Below are 1,992 nucleotides of genomic sequence, written 5' to 3'. Positions count from 1 at the left end.
AGTCCCAAATTTCGGGATTCTGGAGTCCCAAAATTTGGGACTCCTTGTCATTATAGGTTGCAGATGAGGATTGAATACTTTTTTCTACACTAATATTAGTTTCTATATCATGCAAATATAATCTATTAGGTTTATTAAATCCTGTACGTATTTGTTCAAGTAACCCTACTTCTTGAAGTTCTTTTTTTATTTTAGTAATTGTATTCTTGCTTTTATCTAATATATTCTGGAGACTTTCATTTGTAAAAATGAAATATATATCCCCATTATCATCGATCCAATTATTTTTAATTGATAAGCTAACTCTATCATTGAGAATTGCATAAGTGACTTTGGCACTATCACTTAATTTTTTATATTTTTCATTAACAAATAATGCTTTATGTAACATATAAAAATTTTGACTAGCTTGATTTTTAATATTTTTACGAGACATAATAAAAACCTCTTTCCAATTAAATTTGAATAGAGGTAATAAAACATTACAAATCCACATAACTTTTTGACTTGCAAACTGTAGATATTGTTGTATATAATACATATATCAAATTAAATAGCTAACGTATTGTAACGTTTTATTACCAAGTCCCAACTATTACCAGTAGTTGGGACTAAAACGTATTATGAACATTATATCATTAAAGAAGAACATATAAAAGATATTATAATTTCACTTAAAAACCCTTTATAAACATTTGACAACATCGTTATCAAGTGTTTATAAAGGGTTTTTTGAATCTAATTAAAATGCCTTTATAAAAGTATTTGTGATAGAATTTGTTTATAAAGGGTTGATAAAGTATTTATAAAGGGTTGAAGATATGAAAAGTGTTAAAGAAATAAGTGAAGAATTGGAAGTTAGTAAACAGACTGTGTTTAATAATATAAAAAGATTGAATATAGAAACAATAAAAAAGGATAATACTTCATTCATTAAAAATGATGTTGATGTAGAAAAGATCATTCAAAGAATAATCAAAAATAAAAAGAAATATGGATTTGAAAGTACTAATATAAACTCAGAAAAAGTTAAAACAGATAATAAAAACAATGAATCTAAATATGACGTTCAAATAATTGAACTACTTGAAAAGCAAATAGATACTTTAAATAAGCAACTTGAAAAGCAAGAAAAACGTCATGAAACGACAATAGAATTTTATAGAAAAGAATTACAAGAAAGGTCGAAATTACTTGAAAATCAACAAGTATTAGCATTAGAAAGTAATAAAAAAATACAAAGGTTGGAGTCTGAATTAGAAGAAGAAAGGCAACTTAATTATTCTGCTAACAAGAGACAGGACATTGAAGTTCAAGAAACAATGGACAATATGGATTCTATAAATAGTAACTCAGATAATCAAAAAGAAAAAATAGTTTCTCAGTTTAGTGATGAAAGTAAAGATAAACACGAGGATAAACAAGAAGATAGTGAATCGAAACAAAGCGATAAAATAGATGATGAACAGAAAAAGGATATAAGAATCGAAAATCATTCTAAAAAAAGTCTTTGGAGTAGACTGTTTGGTAATTAAAAATAAATATAAAAGGTGCATCAAGAGTTTATAAACCCTTGATGCACCTTTTATATTGACGGTACTTCTGATAATCATCAGTTATGTTAAACTCTAACAAAAACTAAATTATCAGAAGAATTATCTAGGGTATTAAACATAGGTAAATCAATTTTCTATCGCCAATAGTATAAACATCATCCATATTAATCTGAAGATAGCTACATAATTCTTTAACAGCATAGCCTTTATTTGTATAAGGCGCCATAAACTCTATTAAATATGGTTTGTTTTGAGGTTTCTATGTTTAATCATTTAATTTTTCATTATATAAATCGAATAATTATAAAAAGTCATCATACTTTTTATTTTTTAAAAATATTTGAAAATTTAATAGTAATCCAATTATAAGATCAAATATCATTATCATTATAATCAAGGCAACTATAATCACTGTGACACTCGTTACATAACAAGC

Annotated in this window: 2 protein-coding genes and 1 pseudogene; 1 reads left to right on the top strand and 2 read right to left on the bottom strand. The window is 25.5% G+C overall.

From position 1 onward, the window contains the following. On the bottom strand, positions 1–436 hold a 436-nt coding region (locus tag HMPREF2647_RS01505), incomplete at its 3' end, for a replication initiator protein A (RefSeq protein WP_141751491.1). A 385-nt stretch (positions 437–821) separates the two neighbouring features. Between HMPREF2647_RS01505 and HMPREF2647_RS01500 the strand changes: the two genes are divergently transcribed. Then, complete coding sequence (locus HMPREF2647_RS01500) at positions 822–1,535, top strand: DUF536 domain-containing protein (protein WP_002505613.1); 714 nt, start codon at positions 822–824, stop codon at positions 1,533–1,535. A gap of 124 nt (positions 1,536–1,659) precedes the next feature. Here the strand turns inward: HMPREF2647_RS01500 and HMPREF2647_RS11585 are convergent. Continuing rightward, positions 1,660–1,794: pseudogene (locus HMPREF2647_RS11585) on the bottom strand (HAD hydrolase family protein); the annotation flags it as partial. Positions 1,795–1,992: the final 198 nt, after the last annotated feature.

The organism is Staphylococcus sp. HMSC035D11 (genome assembly GCF_001836075.1).
Classification (GTDB): Bacteria; Bacillota; Bacilli; order Staphylococcales; family Staphylococcaceae; genus Staphylococcus; species Staphylococcus hominis.
Note: the sequence above shows the minus strand (reverse complement) of the source record. Positions and strands in the feature narration are given on the sequence as shown.

Excerpts from the sequence above, each read along its gene's own strand:
- HMPREF2647_RS01500 (WP_002505613.1), top strand. The coding sequence starts at position 822 with ATGAAAAGTGTTAAAGAAATAAGTGAAGAATTGGAAGTTAGTAAACAG.